General features: G+C 69.8%; 17 protein-coding genes. 2 read left to right on the top strand and 15 right to left on the bottom strand.

Features of this window, described 5'->3' with window-relative positions; all coding sequences use genetic code 11:
• From INE98_RS03525 to INE98_RS03545, 5 genes are all read right to left on the bottom strand, one after another.
• The coding region (locus INE98_RS03525; RefSeq protein ID WP_293536624.1) for a Clp protease N-terminal domain-containing protein at positions 1-620 on the bottom strand (620 nt) is incomplete at its 3' end.
• 5 nt (positions 621-625) lie between these two features.
• A complete protein-coding gene (gene clpS / locus INE98_RS03530) occupies positions 626-955 on the bottom strand; it encodes an ATP-dependent Clp protease adapter ClpS (protein WP_110449765.1) in 330 nt (109 codons plus the stop codon).
• Between the two features lie 159 nt (positions 956-1,114).
• Positions 1,115-2,392 (bottom strand): DNA polymerase IV, encoded by a 1,278-nt coding sequence (locus INE98_RS03535; protein WP_293536626.1) that lies wholly within the window; start codon positions 2,390-2,392, stop codon positions 1,115-1,117.
• A complete protein-coding gene (locus INE98_RS03540) occupies positions 2,389-3,276 on the bottom strand; it encodes an ROK family protein (RefSeq protein WP_293536628.1) in 888 nt (295 codons plus the stop codon). The genes INE98_RS03535 and INE98_RS03540 overlap by 4 nt, the downstream gene beginning before the upstream one ends.
• A complete protein-coding gene (locus INE98_RS03545; RefSeq protein WP_293536630.1) occupies positions 3,273-3,965 on the bottom strand; it encodes a hypothetical protein in 693 nt (230 codons plus the stop codon). Before INE98_RS03545 ends, INE98_RS03540 begins: the two co-directional genes overlap by 4 nt.
• Before the next feature lie 83 nt (positions 3,966-4,048).
• Here INE98_RS03545 and INE98_RS03550 point away from each other — a divergent pair, with 83 nt between their 5' ends.
• On the top strand, positions 4,049-4,414 hold the full coding sequence (locus INE98_RS03550; RefSeq protein ID WP_293536631.1) for a response regulator: 366 nt from the start codon (positions 4,049-4,051) through the stop codon (positions 4,412-4,414).
• A gap of 3 nt (positions 4,415-4,417) precedes the next feature.
• Positions 4,418-5,782, top strand: a complete 1,365-nt coding sequence (locus INE98_RS03555) for a PleD family two-component system response regulator (protein WP_293536633.1) — start codon at positions 4,418-4,420, stop codon at positions 5,780-5,782.
• A gap of 72 nt (positions 5,783-5,854) precedes the next feature.
• Here the strand turns inward: INE98_RS03555 and rpmG are convergent, their stop codons facing one another.
• From rpmG to ruvX, 10 genes are all read right to left on the bottom strand, one after another.
• On the bottom strand, positions 5,855-6,022 hold the full coding sequence (gene rpmG / locus INE98_RS03560; protein ID WP_110449769.1) for a 50S ribosomal protein L33: 168 nt from the start codon (positions 6,020-6,022) through the stop codon (positions 5,855-5,857).
• 85 nt (positions 6,023-6,107) lie between these two features.
• Entirely contained in the window at positions 6,108-6,821 is a 714-nt protein-coding gene (locus tag INE98_RS03565; protein WP_293536634.1) for an NUDIX hydrolase, read from the bottom strand.
• 62 nt (positions 6,822-6,883) lie between these two features.
• Positions 6,884-9,199, bottom strand: coding sequence for a ribonuclease R (gene rnr, locus INE98_RS03570; RefSeq protein ID WP_293536635.1), 2,316 nt, complete (start codon positions 9,197-9,199; stop codon positions 6,884-6,886).
• 21 nt (positions 9,200-9,220) lie between these two features.
• Positions 9,221-11,836, bottom strand: a complete 2,616-nt coding sequence (gene topA / locus INE98_RS03575) for a type I DNA topoisomerase (RefSeq protein WP_293536636.1) — start codon at positions 11,834-11,836, stop codon at positions 9,221-9,223.
• 95 nt (positions 11,837-11,931) lie between these two features.
• Complete coding sequence (dprA, locus tag INE98_RS03580) at positions 11,932-13,041, bottom strand: DNA-processing protein DprA (RefSeq protein WP_293536637.1); 1,110 nt, start codon at positions 13,039-13,041, stop codon at positions 11,932-11,934.
• Positions 13,038-13,694, bottom strand: a complete 657-nt coding sequence (gene plsY / locus INE98_RS03585; protein WP_293536639.1) for a glycerol-3-phosphate 1-O-acyltransferase PlsY — start codon at positions 13,692-13,694, stop codon at positions 13,038-13,040. The genes dprA and plsY overlap by 4 nt, the downstream gene beginning before the upstream one ends.
• A 121-nt stretch (positions 13,695-13,815) precedes the next feature.
• Entirely contained in the window at positions 13,816-15,117 is a 1,302-nt protein-coding gene (gene pyrC, locus INE98_RS03590) for a dihydroorotase (RefSeq protein WP_293536641.1), read from the bottom strand.
• Entirely contained in the window at positions 15,114-15,695 is a 582-nt protein-coding gene (locus tag INE98_RS03595) for a TIGR00730 family Rossman fold protein (protein ID WP_293536643.1), read from the bottom strand. Before INE98_RS03595 ends, pyrC begins: the two co-directional genes overlap by 4 nt.
• Positions 15,695-16,672 carry an aspartate carbamoyltransferase catalytic subunit gene (locus INE98_RS03600; protein WP_293536645.1) on the bottom strand — a complete coding sequence of 326 codons (978 nt, stop codon included), beginning with the start codon at positions 16,670-16,672 and terminating at the stop codon, positions 15,695-15,697. Before INE98_RS03600 ends, INE98_RS03595 begins: the two co-directional genes overlap by 1 nt.
• 47 nt (positions 16,673-16,719) lie before the next feature.
• Positions 16,720-17,199: a Holliday junction resolvase RuvX gene (gene ruvX, locus INE98_RS03605; RefSeq protein WP_293536646.1), complete on the bottom strand. Its 480-nt coding sequence runs from the start codon at positions 17,197-17,199 to the stop codon at positions 16,720-16,722.
• Positions 17,200-17,337: the final 138 nt, after the last annotated feature.

A 17,337-nucleotide genomic window follows, 5' to 3' on the forward strand; every position in this document is an offset into this window, starting at 1 on the left:
CAGAGGATCTGAATGCAGCGCTCGACTTCAGCCGAACGACCGATCAGGGGGTCGACCTTGCCCTGCTTGGCCTTCTCGTTGAGGTTCACGCAGTAGGCGTCGAGGGCCTCGCCGCCCGTCTTGACCGCCGCCTTCTCCTCCTCCTCAGAGCCCTTGACCGGCTTGGCCTCGCTGGCGCCAGCCTTCTTGGCGATCCCGTGGGCGATGTAGTTGACCGCGTCATACCGCGTCATCTCCTGCTCCTGCAGGAAATAGGCCGCATGGCTCTCGCGCTCGGAGAAGATGGCGACCAGCACGTTGGCGCCGGTGACCTCATCGCGTCCGGAGGACTGGACGTGGATCACGGCCCGCTGGATCACCCGCTGGAAGCTGGGGGTGGGCTTGGCGTCCTCGCCATCGTCGACCACGAGGGACTTGAGCTCGTTGTCCACGTAGTTGGTGAGGGTGGTCTTCAGGACATCGAGGTCGACGTCGCAGGCTTTCATCACCCCGACGGAGTCCTCGTCCTCGGTGAGGGACAGGAGCAGATGCTCCAGGGTCGCGTATTCGTGCTTCCGCTGGTTGGCGAAGGCGACGGCCCTGTGCAGGGACTCTTCGAGCTGGCGCGAGAATGACGGCACGGTCGCTAGTCCTTTTCCATGGTGCACTGCAGGGGGTGCTGGTGACGGCGGGCGGTGTCGATCACCTGCGCCACCTTGGTTTCGGCGACTTCATAGGTATACACGCCGCAGACCCCGACGCCCGTCTGATGGACGTGCAGCATGATCCGCGTCGCCTCTTCACGCGACTTATGGAAGTACTGCTCCAGGACGTAGACCACAAACTCCATCGGCGTGTAGTCATCGTTCAGGATCAGGACCCGGTACATCGACGGCCGCTGGGTGCGTGTCTTGGTCTGGGTGATCACCGCAGAGCGATCCCCCGTGCCCTGATCCCCCTGCTTACGCTCGGCCATCCCCATCCACTCCTCGGGCGCCCGCAGACGGCGTCCTCCAGACTCAGATTAGATATGCCAACCCCTCAGGAATGAAAGAGGCTTCACAGAGCCGCGCGGCCGGGCGCAGGCCGGCGCCCGGGTTTTCCACACCTGCGTTGGAGGCCGAACGGCGCTGGGTCAGTCCCGACCCCGGGGTCGACGGCTCGCAAGATCACGACCAGATCCAAGGGCCGATGGACCGAATCGCGCCCGGATCGCGTCGGCGGCGCGTTCAGCCGCCAGGGCGCGGGGATCGTCAGCTGCGAAAAGGTCTGCCGACCCGGCGGAGTCCGAGAGGTCCGACAGGCCCACCCCGACCAGACGAAAGGCCCGCCCGCCGCCCGTCGACAGCTCCGTGGCCAGGAGCAGCCGGGTCGCGGCGATCAGGGTTCGCGCAGTTTGCGTGGGCGCCTCCAGGGTGCGTCGTCGGGTCAGGATCCGGAAGTCCGCTCCCTTGAGCTTCAGGGTGGCGACACGGCCCGCCTGGCCTGCGGCGCGCGCCTGCCGGGCCACCCGCTCGGCAAGGTGGACCAGATGGCCATCGAGGTCCTCCGGTGTCCGTAGGTCGGCCTCGAAGGTGGTCTCCGCGCTGATCGACTTGCGCGCCTGCCCGGGGTTCACGCCGCGGGCGTCCTCGCCCCGGGCCATGGCGTGGAGGCGCAGGCCGAACTCCCCGAACCGTGCGGCGAGGGTGCGGACATCGGCGCGGGCGAGCTGCCCGATCCGTTCGAACCCGGCCCGCTCCAGGCTCCGCGCCATCACCGGCCCCACCCCCGGGAGCAGGCGGACAGGCCGCCCGGCCAGGAAGTCCTGCGCCTCCGCGGCTCCGATCACCGAGAATCCCCGGGGCTTGTCCAGGTCAGAGGCGATCTTGGCCAGGAACTTGTTCGGTGCGAGCCCCACCGAGACGGTCAGGCCTGTTTCAGCCTCGATCCGCGACTGCAGGCGGGCCAGGGTCAGGGCGGGCGGGGCGCCGTGCAGGCGCTCGGTCCCGGACAGGTCCAGCCAGGCCTCGTCCAGGGACAGGGGCTGAACCAGCGGTGTGAGGTCGCGCATCATGTCCATGAGGCGACGGCTCTCCGCCCGGTAGCGCGGGAAGTCCGGCGGCAGGACCACCGCCTGGGGGCAGGCGGCCAGGGCCTTGAACATCGGCATGGCCGAGCGGACGCCGAAGGTCCGGGCGATGTAGCAGCAGGTCGTCACCACCCCGCGCCGTCCGCCGCCGACGATCACCGGCCGGTCCCGCAGCTCGGGCCGGTCCCGCTTCTCCACCGAGGCGTAGAAGGCGTCGCAGTCGATGTGGGCGATGGACAGCCCGTCCAGCTCAGGATGGGCGGCCATCCGCGGCGAACCACAGGCGGGGCATCGCGCCGCCGGCGGGGCCGGCGTCAGGCAGTCGCGGCAGAGGGCCTTCACCGGTCCCACAGCCAGGCCGCCCCGCGGACGCCCGAGGAGTCGCCGAACCTCGGCCGGACCACCGCGCAACGCCAGTCGTCGGCGAAGACGTGGGGGCGGATCCGGGCCTCCAGGCCTTCCGCCAGGCCCGGGATCCCGCCGACGCCGCCGCCCAGGATGATCACTTCCGGGTCCAGCAGGTTCACCACCCAGCCCAGCCCCCTCGCCAGGCGATCCGCATGACGGTCCAGTGTTGCGGCGGCGTGGGGGTCCCCTCCCGCCGCCTGCAGGGCCACCGCCTTCGCCGTAAGCGACCGGCCGTCGTCCCTGGCGAGCCCCGGTCCGGACAGCCATGTCTCGAGGCAGCCCCTTCGGCCACACCAGCAGGCCGGTCCCGGCCTCTCCGGGGCCTCGGGAGCGGGCAGGGGGCTATGTCCCCACTCGCCGGCGATGCCGTTGGCGCCGCCGACCAGGCCGTCGCGCAGCCACAGCCCGCCCCCCAGCCCCGACCCCAGGATCACGGCGAAGACCGATCCCGCGCCTTCAGCCGCGCCGTCCCGGGCTTCGGAGGTCGCGAGACAGTCCGCGTCGTTGGCGTAGCGCACCGGCCGTCCCAGCCGCCGGGCGAGATCTTCCGGGAAGGGCCTTCCGTTCAGCCAGGTCGAATTGGCGTTGCGGATCCAGCCGGTGCGAGGGTTGACGGATCCCGGGCCGCCGACCCCCAGCCGCTCGGCCTGCGCGCCGGCCTGCCGCTCAGCCTCCTCCAGGGCCTCGGCGACGGCCTCCAGGCCCGCCTCGTAGCCCCCGGGCGTCGGGCGCCGCACCCGGGCGAGGAAGCCGCCCTCCGGCGCGAGAGCCGCCGCCTCGATCTTGGTTCCGCCGAGGTCGAGCCCGAAGGCGATCATCGGGCCTTGGGCTCCAGCGCCGCGAGGATGGCGGTCTCAAGCGCGTCCCAGCCGTCGACGCGGGGATGCAGGTCCGGCCGGCTCGGCGCCATCGGGCGAAGCCGGATGTCGGCGACGGTCTGGAACCGGGAGATCTCGGGGCCGTGCTCGGCGACGGAGTCGAGGTTCGGAATCATGTCGTCGATGAAGACGCACGGGCCGTCGGCCTGCGCGGCCAGCCCCGCCGCCACCGGGCCCTTCAGGCCGCTGTTGACAAGCAGCGGATAGTCCATGCCGTGGGTCTTCAGCCATCGCCTCCGCCCCTCCAGCGCCTGGCCCGGCGCATTGGTCAGGATCACGATGTCCGCCCGCCGGGACAGCCGCGCCAGCGCCTGCGGCCCGCCTTCCGCCACCGGCATGTCCTCAACGGCATCCCGGAAGAAGGTCTGGAAATGCGCCTGGCCGGTCTCGATGTCGATGTGCCGGTCCTCGCCCGGCCGGTAGATGTTCTGGAACAGGGCGAAGCGATCAAAGCGCATTTCAAAGCCGTGGGTCGCCAGGTACCGCGCAAACCCCTCCATGAAGAGGCCCAGCACCTCATCCACGTCGACGATCAGCAGCGGGCGGTCCGTACGGAGTCCCAGGTCCCTGAGGTCGGGTGTCGGGTGATCGGGCGAGGTAAATGTCATGATCAGGGGCTCGGCTAACACGTGCTTAAGGATATCCGTGGGATAGCCGTCTGCGAACGGTCTTCCGGACGGGTCCGGCGGAGCGATTTCAGGCTGGGAAACGGATGCCCAAGAAGGTCCTCATCGTCGAGGATAACGAGCTGAACATGAAGCTCTTTCATGATCTGCTCGACGCTCAGGGCTATCAGACCCTCCAGACCCGAGAAGGCCTGGAGGCGCTGACCATCGCCCGGGAAGAGCGGCCTGACCTCATCCTGATGGACATCCAGTTGCCGGAGATCTCGGGCCTAGAGGTGACCAAGTGGCTCAAGGAAGACGAGGAACTCTGTTCGATACCCGTGGTCGCCGTGACCGCCTTCGCCATGAAGGGCGACGAAGAGCGCATTCGCCAGGGGGGCTGCGAGGCCTACATCGCCAAGCCCATCTCCGTGTCGGGCTTTCTTGAGACCATTCGCCGGCTGCTGGACTAGGCCATGACCGCACGGGTTCTTCTGGTCGATGATGTGGAGGCGAGTCGCTGCGTCCTCGAAGCCAAGCTCGTCGCCGAGTACTATCAGGTCACGACGGCTCCGGATGGGGCGAGCGCCCTTCAGATCGCCGCCCAGGATCCGCCGGACATCGTCCTTCTGGACCTCCTGATGCCGGGCATGGACGGGCTGCAGGCCTGTCGTCTCTTCAAGGCGGATCCTCGTCTGAAGCACATTCCGGTTGTCCTCCTGACGGATCTCGACGGCCGTGAGGCGCGTCTCGAGGGACTTGAGGCGGGCGCCGACGAGTTTCTGTCCAAACCGTTCGATGATGTCGTCCTGTTCGCGCGCCTTCGCAGCCTGGCGCGGCTGAAGGTCATGATCGACGAGTTGCGGGAGCGTGAGGACACCAGTCGCCGTCTGGGCATGACCCCCATGCCGGGCTCACGCCTCGGGGCGTCGGGCGGCCGGATCCTGGTGATCGATGACGATCGGGAAGAGGCGATGGCCCTGGCCCATGACCTCGCCTCCGAGCATCGGCCGGTCATCGAGACCGATCCCGCCAAGGCGCTCCAGTCCGCCCGGGGTCCGATCGATCTGGCCGTGATCAATGTCGGCAGTACGAGCTTCGACGCCCTGAGGCTGGTCGCCGGGCTCCGTTCGGGGGATCACTCCCGCCAGGCGCCGATCCTCGCGGTCGTGAACCCGTCGGATCGCAGCCGGTTGCTCAAGGCTCTCGATCTCGGGGTCAATGATCTTCTTCCCCAACCCTTCGATCCCCTCGAGCTCCGCGTCCGGGTCCGGGCTCTGATCCGGCGCAAGCGCTATGCCGACTATCTTCGAGACACCGTCGCCCAGTCCATGGAGCTTGCGGTCATCGATCCCCTGACCGGGCTCAACAACCGCCGTTACATGATGGGTCAGTTGGACGTCCTGTTCGAGCGCCTCGCCCCCGGGATCGAGCCGGTCGCCCTCCTGATGCTCGACATTGATCACTTCAAGCATGTCAACGACACCTGGGGTCATGTCCTGGGCGACGAGGTTCTGCGAGAGGTGGCCGTTCGCCTCGCCGCCAGCGTCCGCGCCATCGACCTGCCCTGCCGCTACGGCGGAGAGGAATTCGTGGTCGTCATGCCTGGCACGCGCCTGAGCGATGCGGCGCGGGTCGCCGAACGTATCCGCGAGGAGATCTCCGGCAAGGTCTTCGTCTCTGGCGACCAGGAGATTCCAGTCTCGGTCTCCGTGGGGGTCTCCGCCAGCGACGGCGCTGAGGATCGCCCGGAGTCCCTGCTTCGCCGGGCCGACGAGGCGCTCTACGAGGCCAAGTCCGCCGGTCGCAACCGGGTGGTGATCCACACCCCTCGGAGTTGAGGCGAGGCTACCCGCAAACGAAAAACGCCCGGCCAGTGCCGGGCGCTTTCATGGTCGGAGGCCTTTGACGGCTTACTTGATCTTGCCTTCACGGAACTCCACGTGCTTGCGCGCAATGGGGTCGTACTTCTTCAGGACCAGCTTTTCGGTCATGGTCCGCGCGTTCTTCTTGGTCACATAGTAGAACCCGGTGTCGGCCGACGAGTTCAGCTTGATCTTGATGGAGGCGGGCTTCGCCATGGTCGGTCCTCGCGGGGCCGGGCACGCCGGCAGGGTTCGTAAAGAGCGCGGGAAAATACGAATCCCCGGCGCAAAGTCAATGTGCCTAGAGTTCCCGGGGCCGGGCGGGGCCCATGCGGAAGCGCATGTAGGGAATCGGCCGGTTCGGGTTGTCCAGGCGCTCCCGGGTCTCCTGGATCACGGCGCGCGTGACTGTGGGCAGGGGAAGCTCAAGGGCGTCCTCCAGCTCGAACCAGGCGATCTCTTCAAGTTCGCCGCAGTCCGGCTGTCGCTCCAGGCTGACCAGCCGTTCGGCGTCCGCCATGAGGAACCATGTGTCGAAGCGCTTGCCGACATTGGGCGGGGTCACCGCCCGGTAGATGATCGACAGGGCCTCAAGGTCCGGCTGCACGCCCTGTTCCAGGAACTCCCGCCAGGGGCCGGCGATCGGACGCGGCTCCGTGGGGCGGCCCAGAAGCAGGCCCGCCTCTTCCCAGGTTTCGCGGATGGCCGCCTTGCCCAGGGCGCGCCCCTTGGTCAGCGGCATGTAGGCTTCGAACTTGCCCGCGACCTCGGGGCGAAGGTCCGTCGCGGCGGGAGCGCGGAAGTCGGCCCGGTCAATCCGACCGCCCGGGAAGACCCAGAGGTTGGGCATGAAGTTATGCCCGCCATGCCGCTTGCCCATAAGGACCCGGGGTCGGGGCCCATCCCTGCGGATGATGAACAGGGTGGCGGCGTTGCGCGGACGGACGGCCTTGGCCCCCTCCGGGCGCATGGGCGTACGTTCAACTGTGCGGTCGGGTTGCAAGGCGTCGGTCATCTGCGGAGTTTAGGCCTTGCCGTCCCTGCCGCAAGCGCGACCTCACGGAAACCTTGAGGTCCTCATCGCCGCCTTCCCTTGCGCACACCCGGCGGAGGTCCCCCCTTCCTCCGGGCGTCCATGGCCCCCGGGCGCCGCGGCCCGCGCCCCCGGGGCGGAGGCGGGGTCCCCTGCACGGGGTCGCTCAGCATGTCGAAGAGCAGCCCTCCGGTCACCGGCGTCGCCTCCACCAACCGTACCTCGACAGGCAGTCCAAGGGGCCAGTGGGCGCCGGACCGCTCGCCCACCAGGGCGTGCGACGTCTCGTCGTGGACGAAGAACTCGCCCCCAAGGCGCGAGATGGGAACGAGGCCGTCGGCGCCGGTCTCGTCCAGGCGGATGAACAGGCCGAACCGGGTGACGCCGCTGATCCGCCCGGTGAAGGTCGCGCCGACCCGGTCGGCGAGGAAGGCGGCGACATAGCGATCGATGGCGTCGCGCTCCGCCGCCATGGCCCGCCGCTCCGCCGCCGTGATCATCTCGGCGGTGCCCTTCAGCTGGGCGATGTCGCGGTCGGTCAGGCCGTCCTCCCCCAGTCCCAGGGCGCGGATCAGGCCCCGGTGGACGATGAGGTCGGCGTACCGGCGGATCGGCGAGGTGAAATGGGCGTAGCGGTCGAGGTTCAGGCCGAAGTGGCCGATGTTGTCGGTGTCGTAGATGGCCTGCATCTGGCTGCGCAGCACCACCTCGTTGATGATCGCTGCGCTGGGGCTCTCGCGGGTCTCTTCCAGCAGTCTGTTGAACCGGTCGGTGCGGGGCGCCTCGCCCTTGGACCAGGGCAGGCCCAGGGTCGCCAGGAAGTCGGCCAGGGCGTGGACCTTCTCCTGGCTGGGGGTGTCGTGGACCCGGTAGATCAGCGGCGTCTTGCGAGCCTCAAGGGTCTGGGCGGCGCAGACATTGGCCTGGATCATCATCTCTTCGATGAGCTGGTGCGCAGGCAGCACCGCCCGCGCCCGGATGGCGGTGATCTGGCCCTCGGCGTCCATCAGGATCCGCCGCTCGGGGCTCTCGATGGCCAGGGGAGAGCGTCTGCGCCGCGCCGCCAGCATGACGGCGTAAGCGGCGTAGAGGGGCTTCAGCACCCCGTCCAGGAGCGGCCCGGTGGTATCGTCCGTCTGTCCGTCGATGGCCGCCTGCGCCTGCTCGTAGGAGAGTTTGGCCGCAGACCGCATCAGGCCCCGGACGAAGCGGTGACCTGTCTTCCGCCCGCTGGCGTCAAAGACCATCCGTACCGCCAGGCAGGCCCGGTTCTCGCCGGCGCGGAGGCTGCAGAGCCCTGCAGAGAGGCGCTCCGGCAGCATGGGCTCCACCCGGTCGGGGAAATAGACGCTGTTGCCCTTGTCCCGGGCGGTGCGGTCCAGAGCCGAACCCGGCCGGACATAGGCGGCGACGTCGGCGATGGCCACCCACACCACCCAGCCGCCCGGGTTGCCCGCGTCTGCGTCGGGTTCGGCGTAGACCGCGTCGTCGTGATCCCGGGCGTCCGGCGGATCGATGGTCACGAGGGGCAGGGCGCGCAGGTCCTCGCGGCCGGAGAGGTCCGCCTCGCGGGCGGCCTCCGCCTCGGCCTCTGCGGCCTCGGGGAAGCCGGTGGGTATCCCGTGGGCGTGGATGGCGATCAGGGAGGCGGCCCGCGGATCGTCCTCCCGGCCTACGCGCTCCAGGATCTCGCCGCGGTGGAGGCCGAACCGCCTGCCTCCGGGGGTCAGGCGGGCCACCACCAGGTCGCCGTCCCTCAGGCCCGTCGGGCCCGCGCCCTCGATGAGCACCTGGTCCTTCGAGCGCCGGTCGACAGGCTCGACCCGGACCTGCCGCGCCGACTTGCGCACGACGCCAAGCATCCGGTGGACGGCCGCGCCCAGGCGCTTGATCAGCCGGGCCTCGACCTCTCCCGCCTCGGTCCGCTCAAACCGGACCAGAAGGCGGTCGCCGACGCCGGGAGCCCCGGCGGCGGCCTCGCTGGGGTCCGGCGCAAGGCGCACCAGTGGGGCGTCCTCGCCCTTGGTCAGGCGAACCATCAGCTCGCCGTCCGTATCCCGTTCGATCACCTCGGCGACGCCGACCGGCGGTAACTCGCCGGGAAGGGCGACGCCCTTGCGTCCGCGACGGCCTAGCTCGCCGGAGTCCTGCAGGTCACGCAGCATGTCCCGCAGGGCGATCCGGTCGGCGCCCTTCAGGCCAAAGGCGCGGGCAATGTCGGACCGGTCGGCCTCCCCGGACTCACGGATGAAGGCGATGAGGGTGGCGCGGTCCGGCAGGCCCTGCGGCGGGCGGCTTGTGGATCGGGGCGCACGATGGGCGCCGCGGCCGGGGCCGCGAGGGGGGCGGGGTCTTGCCATGCAGGCAGACTAGACCGGTTCTCAGGATTCCGGTGAGGACTTCCTGACGGCCGCGCCCCTGGGCTTGGCCGCCGCTTTCGCCTTTGCCTTCGCCTTCGGGGCCGCCTTCGCCTTGGCCGGCGCCTTTGGCCTTGCCGCCGTCTTCGCCGTGCCCTTGGCGGGCGACTTGCCGGCGCGGGCGGCGATCAGGGCCACCGCGGCCTCCAGGGTCAGTGTCTCGGCGTCCTCGCCCCTGGGGATGTTGGCGTTGGTCGTCCCGTGCTTGACATAGGGGCCAAAGCGGCCGGCGAGGATCCGCACCGGCGCGCCGTCCCCGGGATGGGCGCCCAGTTCGCGCAAGGCCGCCGCCGCGCCTCGGCCGCCCCGCCCGCCGGCCTTCTTCTCGGCCAGCAGGCTCACGGCCCGGTTGACGCCCACCTCGAAGACTTCGTCTACGCCCGGCAGGTTGGCGTACACCCCCGCATGCTGGACGAAGGGCCCATAGCGCCCGATCCCGGCCAGGATGACGCCGCCATCCTCCGGGTGCAGGCCCACCTCGCGGGGGAGGCGCAACAGACGCAGCGCCTTTTCGAGGTCCATGGCCTCAGGCGACCAGCCCTTCGGAAGGGAGGCGCGCTTCGGCTTCTCTCCCTCGCCCAGCTGGACGAAGGGCCCGAACCTGCCGGACTTCAGGAAGACGGTGAGGCCGGTTTCCGGATCGGTCCCCAGCTCGCGGTCGCCCGAAGGCGCGTCGCCTTCCTCGGAGGGCGGCCCGAACTTCCGCGTGTAACGGCATTCCGGGTAGTTGGAGCAGCCGATGAAGGGTTCGAACCGGCTGGGCTTGAGCGAAAGCTCGCCCGTCCCGCACTTTGGGCAGGTCCTGCCCCCTTCGCCGGGGAAGAGGAAGGGGCCAAGGGTGGTGTTCAGGGCCTCGATGACGTCGCGGGTGGGCTGCTTGAGGACCTCGGCGGTGGCCGGCTGGAACTCGCCCCAGAACTCCCGGAGCAGGGCCTTCCAGTCGAGGTCGCCGGCCGAGACCTGGTCCAGCTTCTCCTCCAGCGCCGCCGTGAAGTCGTACTCGACATAGCGGTTGAAGAAGGACTCCAGGAAAACCGTGACCAGGCGCCCCTTGTCCTCCGGGATGAAGCGGTTCTTGTCCATCCGCACATAGCTGCGGTCCCGCAGGACCGACAGGATGGAGGCGTAGGTCGAGGGCCGGCCGATCCCGAGTTCCTCCATCTTCCGGACCAGGCTGGCTTCGGAATAGCGCGGCGGCGGTTCGGTGAAGTGCTGGTCGGCCTTGGCCTTGCGCACCTGCGCCACGGCGCCCTCGTTCAGGACCGGCAGGCGGCCCCCTTCCTCGTCCTCGGGATCGTCCCGTCCCTCCTCGTAGACCTTGAGGTAGCCGTCGAAGAGGATGACCTGACCCGTCGCCCTCAGGCCGGTCCGGCCATCGGGGGTGGAGAGGTCCACCGTCGTCCGCTCGATCCGGGCCGACTCCATCTGCGAGGCCAGCATCCGCTTCCAGATCAGCTCGTAGAGGCGGCCGAGGTCGCCCTCCAGCCGGAGGGAGCCAGGGTTCCGGGCGAGGCTGGTGGGCCGGATCGCCTCGTGGGCCTCCTGGGCGTTGCGGGCCTTGGTCCGGTACTGGCGCGGGGCCTCCGGAAGATAATCCCCCCCGAACAGGCCGGAGATGACCTGCCGGGCCTCCTGCAGGGCCTCGGGCGCCGACTGGACGCCGTCGGTCCGCATGTAGGTGATCAGGCCGACGGTCTCGCCCCCGATGTCGATGCCCTCGTACAGCTTCTGGGCCGCCTGCATGGTGCGCTGGGCCGAAAAACCGAGCTTGCGCGCCGCCTCCTGCTGCAGGGTTGAGGTGGTGAAGGGCGGGGCGGGCGATCGACGGGCGGGCTTCTTCTCCACCGCGGAGATGGTGAAGGCCCCGGCCTCCACCGCCTTGAGGGCCGCGTCTGCGGCGCCGGCGTCGGGCAGGTCGAACTTGGCGAGCTTACGGCCCTCGTGCACCGCCAGCCTGGCGGTGAAGGGGGCGCCGGCGGAGGCCATGTCCGCCTCGACGGTCCAGTACTCCCGGGTGACGAAGCGCTCGATTTCGATCTCGCGGTCGACGACCAGCCGCAGGGCGACGGACTGCACACGTCCCGCCGAACGGGCGCCCGGCAGCTTGCGCCAGAGGACAGGCGAGAGGTTGAAGCCCACCAGGTAGTCGAGGGCCCGGCGGGCCAGGTAGGCCTCCACCAGCTCCATGTCGATCTGGCGCGGCGACTTCATCGCCTCGGTCACCGCCGACTTCGTGATGGCGTTGAACACCACGCGCTCAACAGGCTTGTCCTTCACCGCCCGCTTCTGACGCAGCACATCCAGGACGTGCCATGAGATGGCCTCGCCCTCGCGGTCCGGGTCGGTGGCCAGGATGATGCGATCGGACGCCTTCGCCGCCTCGGCGATTTCCGACAGGCGCTTTGAGGCCTTGGCGTCGACCTCCCAGGACATGGCGAAGTCCTCGTCCGGGCGGACCGAGCCATCCTTGGGCGGCAGGTCGCGGACATGGCCATAGCTCGCCAGGACCTTGTAGTCTGACCCCAGGTACTTGTTGATGGTCTTGGCCTTGGCGGGGCTCTCGACGATGACGAGGTGCATGCAGTTCCTTGGGGGCCGCTGGCCCTGTGAAGGGGGCGGAAAGTGGGCTGCGGAAGGGCCGGCTGTCAACTTGGCCCGGTCGGGAAGCTGCAGGATCAGGCGAGGGCCGCCCCGCCGCCGGCGGTGAAGACGACCTCTCCGGCCAGCTCCAGCTCGGCGAGGGCGGCGTTGACTTCCGAGGTGGACAGCCCGGAAAGGCGAACGATTTCATCACGGGCGGCGGGAGAGGGCGACAGGAGATGCAGGACCCTGTCCCGGGTCGTGTCCCGTCCGGGGCCATCGGTTTCCAGCCCGACCTGAGCCGGCGGGTCGAATTCCAGCCCCGGATCCGACAGTCCGTTCAGCCCGGAGAGGGTCCGGAGCACGTCCTCCGCGCCTTCGCAGACGGCGGCGCCCTGCCGGAGCAGGTCGTTGCCGCCACGGGAGCGGGGGTCGAGGGGCGATCCGGGGACGGCCAGCACTTCGCGGCCCATCTCCGCGGCCAGCCGGGCGGTGATCAGGGAGCCGGACCGGAGTTCGGCCTCCACGACCACAACGGCGCGGGAGAGGCCGGCGATGATCCGGTTGCGGCGCGGGAAGTCCGCCGCCGAGGCCGTCCGGCCGGGCGGGGCTTCGGAGACAATGCATCCGCCGGCCTCGAGGATCTCCTGGTAGAGATCGGCGTGCTGAGGCGGATAGACGTCGTCCACGCCTCCAGCGAGGACCGCCGCCGTGCCGGTCTCAAGAGCGCCGCGGTGGGCGGCGCCGTCGACGCCCCTCGCCAGCCCCGAAATGACGGTCAGACCGGCGGCGCCCAGTTCTCCGGCCAGGGCTCCGGCGAACCGCAGGCCGAGGGCGGAGGCCGCCCTGGCTCCCACGACGGCGACGCAGGTCCGCTCGAGCGGCCGGATATCGCCTAGCACCCAGACCAGGGGCGGCGGTGGGTCGAGGGCGGCCAGGAGCGGCGGGAAGTCAGGATCGCAGGCCAGGAGGAGCCGGGCGCCCAGGGCGTCCCCGGCGGCCATTTCCGCTTCACCGGCGCTCACCGAGGCCGTAGAGAGGGGGCTGACCCGTCCCGAGCGTCTGGCGAGGTCGGGCAAGGCTTCCAGTGCGAGGCTGGGATCGCCGAAACGCCTCAAGAGTTCGCGGAAGGTCACCGCGCCGACGCTGGGCGTTCGCGCCAGCCGCAGCCAGTCTCGTCTGAAGGCGGCTGGCCGCCCCGTCACGGGGCCCCGGCGGGAGGATCTGCAGGCTTGCGCGCACCGCCGATGCGGGGCTCTTCGCCCTTGAGGATACGACGCAGGTTGTCCTGGTGGCGCACGTAGATGAGGGCGCCCATGAAAAGGGTCAGGGTGACGAGGGCGTGGGGAGACTGGAAGACGAAGAGGGCGAAGATCGGGGCGAGGGCCGCCGCCGTCAGGGCGGCCAGGGACGAAATCCGGAACAGGGCGGCTGTGACCAGCCAGGTCGCCGCCGCGGCGGCGCCCACCGGAAAGGACGCCGCCAGCAGGGTGCCGAAGAAGGTCGAGACCCCCTTGCCGCCCTTGAATCTCAGGAACACCGGGAAGAGGTGGCCGAGGAAGGCCGAGCCCGCCGCCAGGGCCACCATCATGTGGCGGGTCGCATCGGGCGCCCCGCGGGTGAGGAGATAGGCGCCCAGCACCGCCAGCGCGCCCTTGCCGCCGTCCCCGAGAAGGGTGAGCAGGGCAAGGTCCTTGCGGCCGGATCTCAGGACATTGGTCGCTCCGATATTGCCCGAGCCGATCTCGCGCGGATCGCCGGCGCCGGCCAGCTTCATGCTGATCACGCCGAAGGGCGTCGATCCCAGGAGATATCCTCCGACCATGACGGCGGCGATGACGAGAGGTTCGTTGGGCATCAGGGCGGGCTCCTCAAACAGCCCGTGCAGTTTAGGTCGCCGCCACCCCCGCGTCACCCTCGCGAACCAGACAAGCACGGCCCGGCGTGTTCGTCAAATGTTCTCTCGCCCCAGGGCGGGCTCAGGACCGGAACACGGACCTTCCGGCGACAAAGGTCCCCTGCACGGCGCCCTGCAGCCGCCTGCCGTCGAAGGGCGTGTTCCGGGAGCGGGACTTCAGGACATCCGGGTCCACGACGACCGGCGCATTGAGGTCGCACAGGACGAGATCCGCGGGAGCGCCCCTGGAGAGCCGCCCGCAGGGCAGGCCCAGCAGATCGGCCGGCCGCACGGTTACCGCGGCGATGAGGTCCATCAGGGAGATCCGGCCCTCATGGTGGAAGGTCAGGAGGGCGGAGAGCAGGGTCTGCAGTCCGACAGCCCCCGGGGTCGCCTCCGAGTAGGGAAGGCGCTTGTCCTCGGGCGGGGCCGGGGCGTGGGCCGAGACGACCACGTCGATCAGGCCACTGGACAGGGCCTCGATCACAGCCTGTCGGTCTCCCTCGCTGCGGACCGGAGGATCCAGCTTGAGGAAGGTGCGGTAGTCGCCGATGTCGATCTCGTTGAAGGTCAGGTGATTGATCGAGGTCGAGGCGAAGACGGGCAGGCCGCGCCGCTTGCCGCGTTCCAGCGATTCCAGGGCGCAGGCGGTGGTGACCTGGTCGGCCAGGAGGCGCGCGCCGGTCATCTCCACCAGGGCGAGGTCCCGCTCCAGCATGATCTTCTCCGCCTCGGGCGGGGCGCTGGGCAGGCCCATCCGGCCGGCGAACTCCCCGGAAGTGGCGGCGGCGCCCTCGCTCAGCCAGGGATCGGCGGGGCGGTGGGCCACCAGCATGCCGAATCCCTTCGCATAGGCGAGCACCCGCCGCATGACCTTGGAGTTCATGATCGGGCGATCGGCGTCGGTGACATAGACGCAGCCGGCCTCGGCCATCAGCCCGATCTCGGCCATGCGCTCGCCCAGGCAGCCCTGGGTCGCGGCGCCGGCGGGCAGGATGTTGACCAGGCTGGAGTCCCGCGCCCGGCGGCGGATGAAGTCCACCACCGAGGCCTCGTCGATCACCGGATCCGTGTCGGGCTGGACCACGAAGGTCGTCACGCCGCCCGCCGCCGCCGCCTCGGAGGCCGAGCGCAGGGTCTCGCGGGTCTCGAAGCCCGGCTCGCCGGTCTTGGCGCGCAGGTCGACGAGACCCGGGATCAGCAGCGACCCTCCCGCGTCGATGACCTCATGGTCCGGGCCGACTGCGCCCGGATCGGACCCGGCCACGACGGCCTCGATGACTCCGTCCCGGGCGAAGAGGGCCCCGCTGGCGTCGAGGCCGGACGCCGGGTCGAGAATCCGCGCGTTCAGGATGGCCAGGGGGCGGTGGGCGGAGGCGCTCACAGCTGGAACCTTTCGAGCCACTTCTCCTGGGCCGGCGCGACATATCCGGCCAGGTGTTCCAGCAGCTGCGCCGGGTCCTCGCCGAAGACCAGCATGTCGCGGTGGGTCTCGCGTACGAAACCCTCCTCGACGGAGTGGTCGAGGAAGCGGCGCAGGGGATCGTAATAGCCGTCGACATTCAGAAAGGCCGCCGGCTTGGCGTGGATGGCCAGCTGGCCCCAGGTCCAGATCTCGAAGACCTCCTCCAGGGTGCCGGCGCCGCCGGGCAGGGCGATGAAGGCGTCGGAGAGTTCGGCCATGCGCGCCTTGCGCTGGTGCATGGTCTCGACGATCTCGAGCCGGGTCAGGCCCTCGTGCTCCAGCTCCTTGCGCGCCAGGGCCCGGGGCAGGACCCCGAACACCTCGCCGCCGGCGGCCAGGGCGGCGTCGGCCGCGGCGCCCATCAGGCCGACCTTCGAGCCGCCGAAGACCATGGCCAGCCCCTGCTCCGCCAGGATCCGGCCGGTTCGCGCCGCCGCCTCGGCATAGACGGGGCGGAAGCCCGGGCTGGAGCCGCAGAAAATGCACACGGCGCGCATCAGGCGTTCTCCAGCCGTGCGGCCAGGGCGGCGAGTATGGCCATCCGCGCGGCCACGCCCATCTCGACCTGGTCCTGGATGAGCGAGACGGTCAGATCGTCGGCCACGTCGGAGTCGATCTCGACGCCCCGGTTCATCGGGCCGGGATGCATGACCTTCACGTGATCGGCGGCGGCGCCCAGCTTCTCGCGGTCCAGGCCCCAGAAGCGGAAGTACTCGCGCGGGGAGGGGGCGAAGGCGCCGTCCATGCGCTCCAGCTGCAGGCGCAGCATCATCACCACGTCGCAGCCGGCGATGCCCTGGCGCATGTCGTTGAAGACCTGCACCCCCCAGCGGTCGGCCTGGGCGGGGATCAGGGTGGGCGGGCCCACCAGCCGGACCTCGGCGCCCATCATCTGGAGCAGGCCGACGTTCGAGCGGGCGACCCGCGAGTGCAGGATGTCGCCGCAGATGGCCACCCGGAGCCCCGCAATGCGGCCGAAGGCGCGGCGCATGGACAGGGCGTCCAGCAGGGCCTGGGTGGGGTGTTCGTGCTGTCCGTCGCCGGCGTTGATCACCGAGCACGACACCTTCTGCGCCAGCAGGGAGGCCGCGCCCGAGGCGGCGTGCCGGATCACCAGGATGTCCGGCCGCATGGCGTTCAGGGTCACCGCCGTGTCGATCAGGGTCTCGCCCTTGGCGATGGAGGAGCCGCCGGGGCTCATGTTGATCGTGTCGGCGCCCAGCCGCTTGGCGGCCAGCTCGAAGGAGCTCTGGGTCCGGGTGGAGTTCTCGAAGAACAGGTTGATGAGGGTCCGGCCCTTCAGCAGGTCGAGCGACTTGGCCGCCTGCCGGTTCAGCCTTACGAATCCCTCCGCGAGGTCCAGCAGGGCTGCGACATCGACGGGGTTCAGGTCGAGAACGGAGAGGAAATGCCGGCGGGGAAACGGGAAGGTTCTTCCCAGGACCTCGTTCAGACCGTGTTCGATGCCGCTCATTAAAGCGCCGTCTTAGGCGGCTTTCCCGCGCAAGCCAAGGAAAAGGCTCAGGCGCCGCTCAGGACCCGGAGCCGGTCCAGCGCCGCATCCAGGATCCAGGCCGCTGCGGCGCGGTCCACGACCTCGGCCCGCTTGCCCCGCGACAGGTCGGCCTCGCCGATCAGGGTGCGCTGGACGGCGGCGGTGGACAGCCGTTCATCCTGGAAGACGATGCGCAGGTCGGGGCGCAGGCGCAGGAGGTTCCGGCCCAGGGCGCGGCAGGACTGACAGCGGGGGCCCTCCGTTCCGTCCATGTTGAGTGGCAGGCCGATCACCAGGATGTCGGAACCGCGTTCGTCCATCAGCCGGAAGAGGGCCTTTGCATCGTCGGTGAACTTCGTCCGGCGGATGACCGAATGGGGGGTGGCGAGGGTCCAGAGAGCGTCGCTGAAGGCGACCCCTAGTGTCCTCTCACCGGCATCCACACCCGTCAGGGGGGTGGTCCGGGTGCGTTCCGTCAGGAGGTCGCCGAGGTCGATCACGGGCATGTCGCCTCCTACGCCTAAAGCCGTCCGGCCTCCAGTCCATACCGTCTGCTCAGATCCTCGCCGCCGCGACCGTCGCCCAGCCCAGACCCCTGGGGATGATCCCGACTGGCGCCCGTCCGGCGATCGCGGCAGAGATCC

This window comes from Phenylobacterium sp., assembly GCF_020253645.1.
In the GTDB taxonomy this organism is placed as follows: Bacteria; Pseudomonadota; Alphaproteobacteria; order Caulobacterales; family Caulobacteraceae; genus Phenylobacterium.

Bases quoted from the DNA above. Each gene is read 5' to 3' on its own strand.
- clpS (WP_110449765.1), bottom strand. From the start codon at position 955: ATGGCCGAGCGTAAGCAGGGGGATCAGGGCACGGGGGATCGCTCTGCG.
- INE98_RS03540 (WP_293536628.1), bottom strand. From the start codon at position 3,276: ATGATCGCCTTCGGGCTCGACCTCGGCGGAACCAAGATCGAGGCGGCG.
- INE98_RS03550 (WP_293536631.1), top strand. From the start codon at position 4,049: ATGCCCAAGAAGGTCCTCATCGTCGAGGATAACGAGCTGAACATGAAG.
- INE98_RS03555 (WP_293536633.1), top strand. From the start codon at position 4,418: ATGACCGCACGGGTTCTTCTGGTCGATGATGTGGAGGCGAGTCGCTGC.
- rpmG (WP_110449769.1), bottom strand. From the start codon at position 6,022: ATGGCGAAGCCCGCCTCCATCAAGATCAAGCTGAACTCGTCGGCCGAC.
- INE98_RS03565 (WP_293536634.1), bottom strand. From the start codon at position 6,821: ATGACCGACGCCTTGCAACCCGACCGCACAGTTGAACGTACGCCCATG.
- rnr (WP_293536635.1), bottom strand. From the start codon at position 9,199: ATGGCAAGACCCCGCCCCCCTCGCGGCCCCGGCCGCGGCGCCCATCGT.
- topA (WP_293536636.1), bottom strand. From the start codon at position 11,836: ATGCACCTCGTCATCGTCGAGAGCCCCGCCAAGGCCAAGACCATCAAC.
- plsY (WP_293536639.1), bottom strand. From the start codon at position 13,694: ATGCCCAACGAACCTCTCGTCATCGCCGCCGTCATGGTCGGAGGATAT.
- INE98_RS03595 (WP_293536643.1), bottom strand. From the start codon at position 15,695: ATGCGCGCCGTGTGCATTTTCTGCGGCTCCAGCCCGGGCTTCCGCCCC.
- INE98_RS03600 (WP_293536645.1), bottom strand. From the start codon at position 16,672: ATGAGCGGCATCGAACACGGTCTGAACGAGGTCCTGGGAAGAACCTTC.
- ruvX (WP_293536646.1), bottom strand. From the start codon at position 17,199: ATGCCCGTGATCGACCTCGGCGACCTCCTGACGGAACGCACCCGGACC.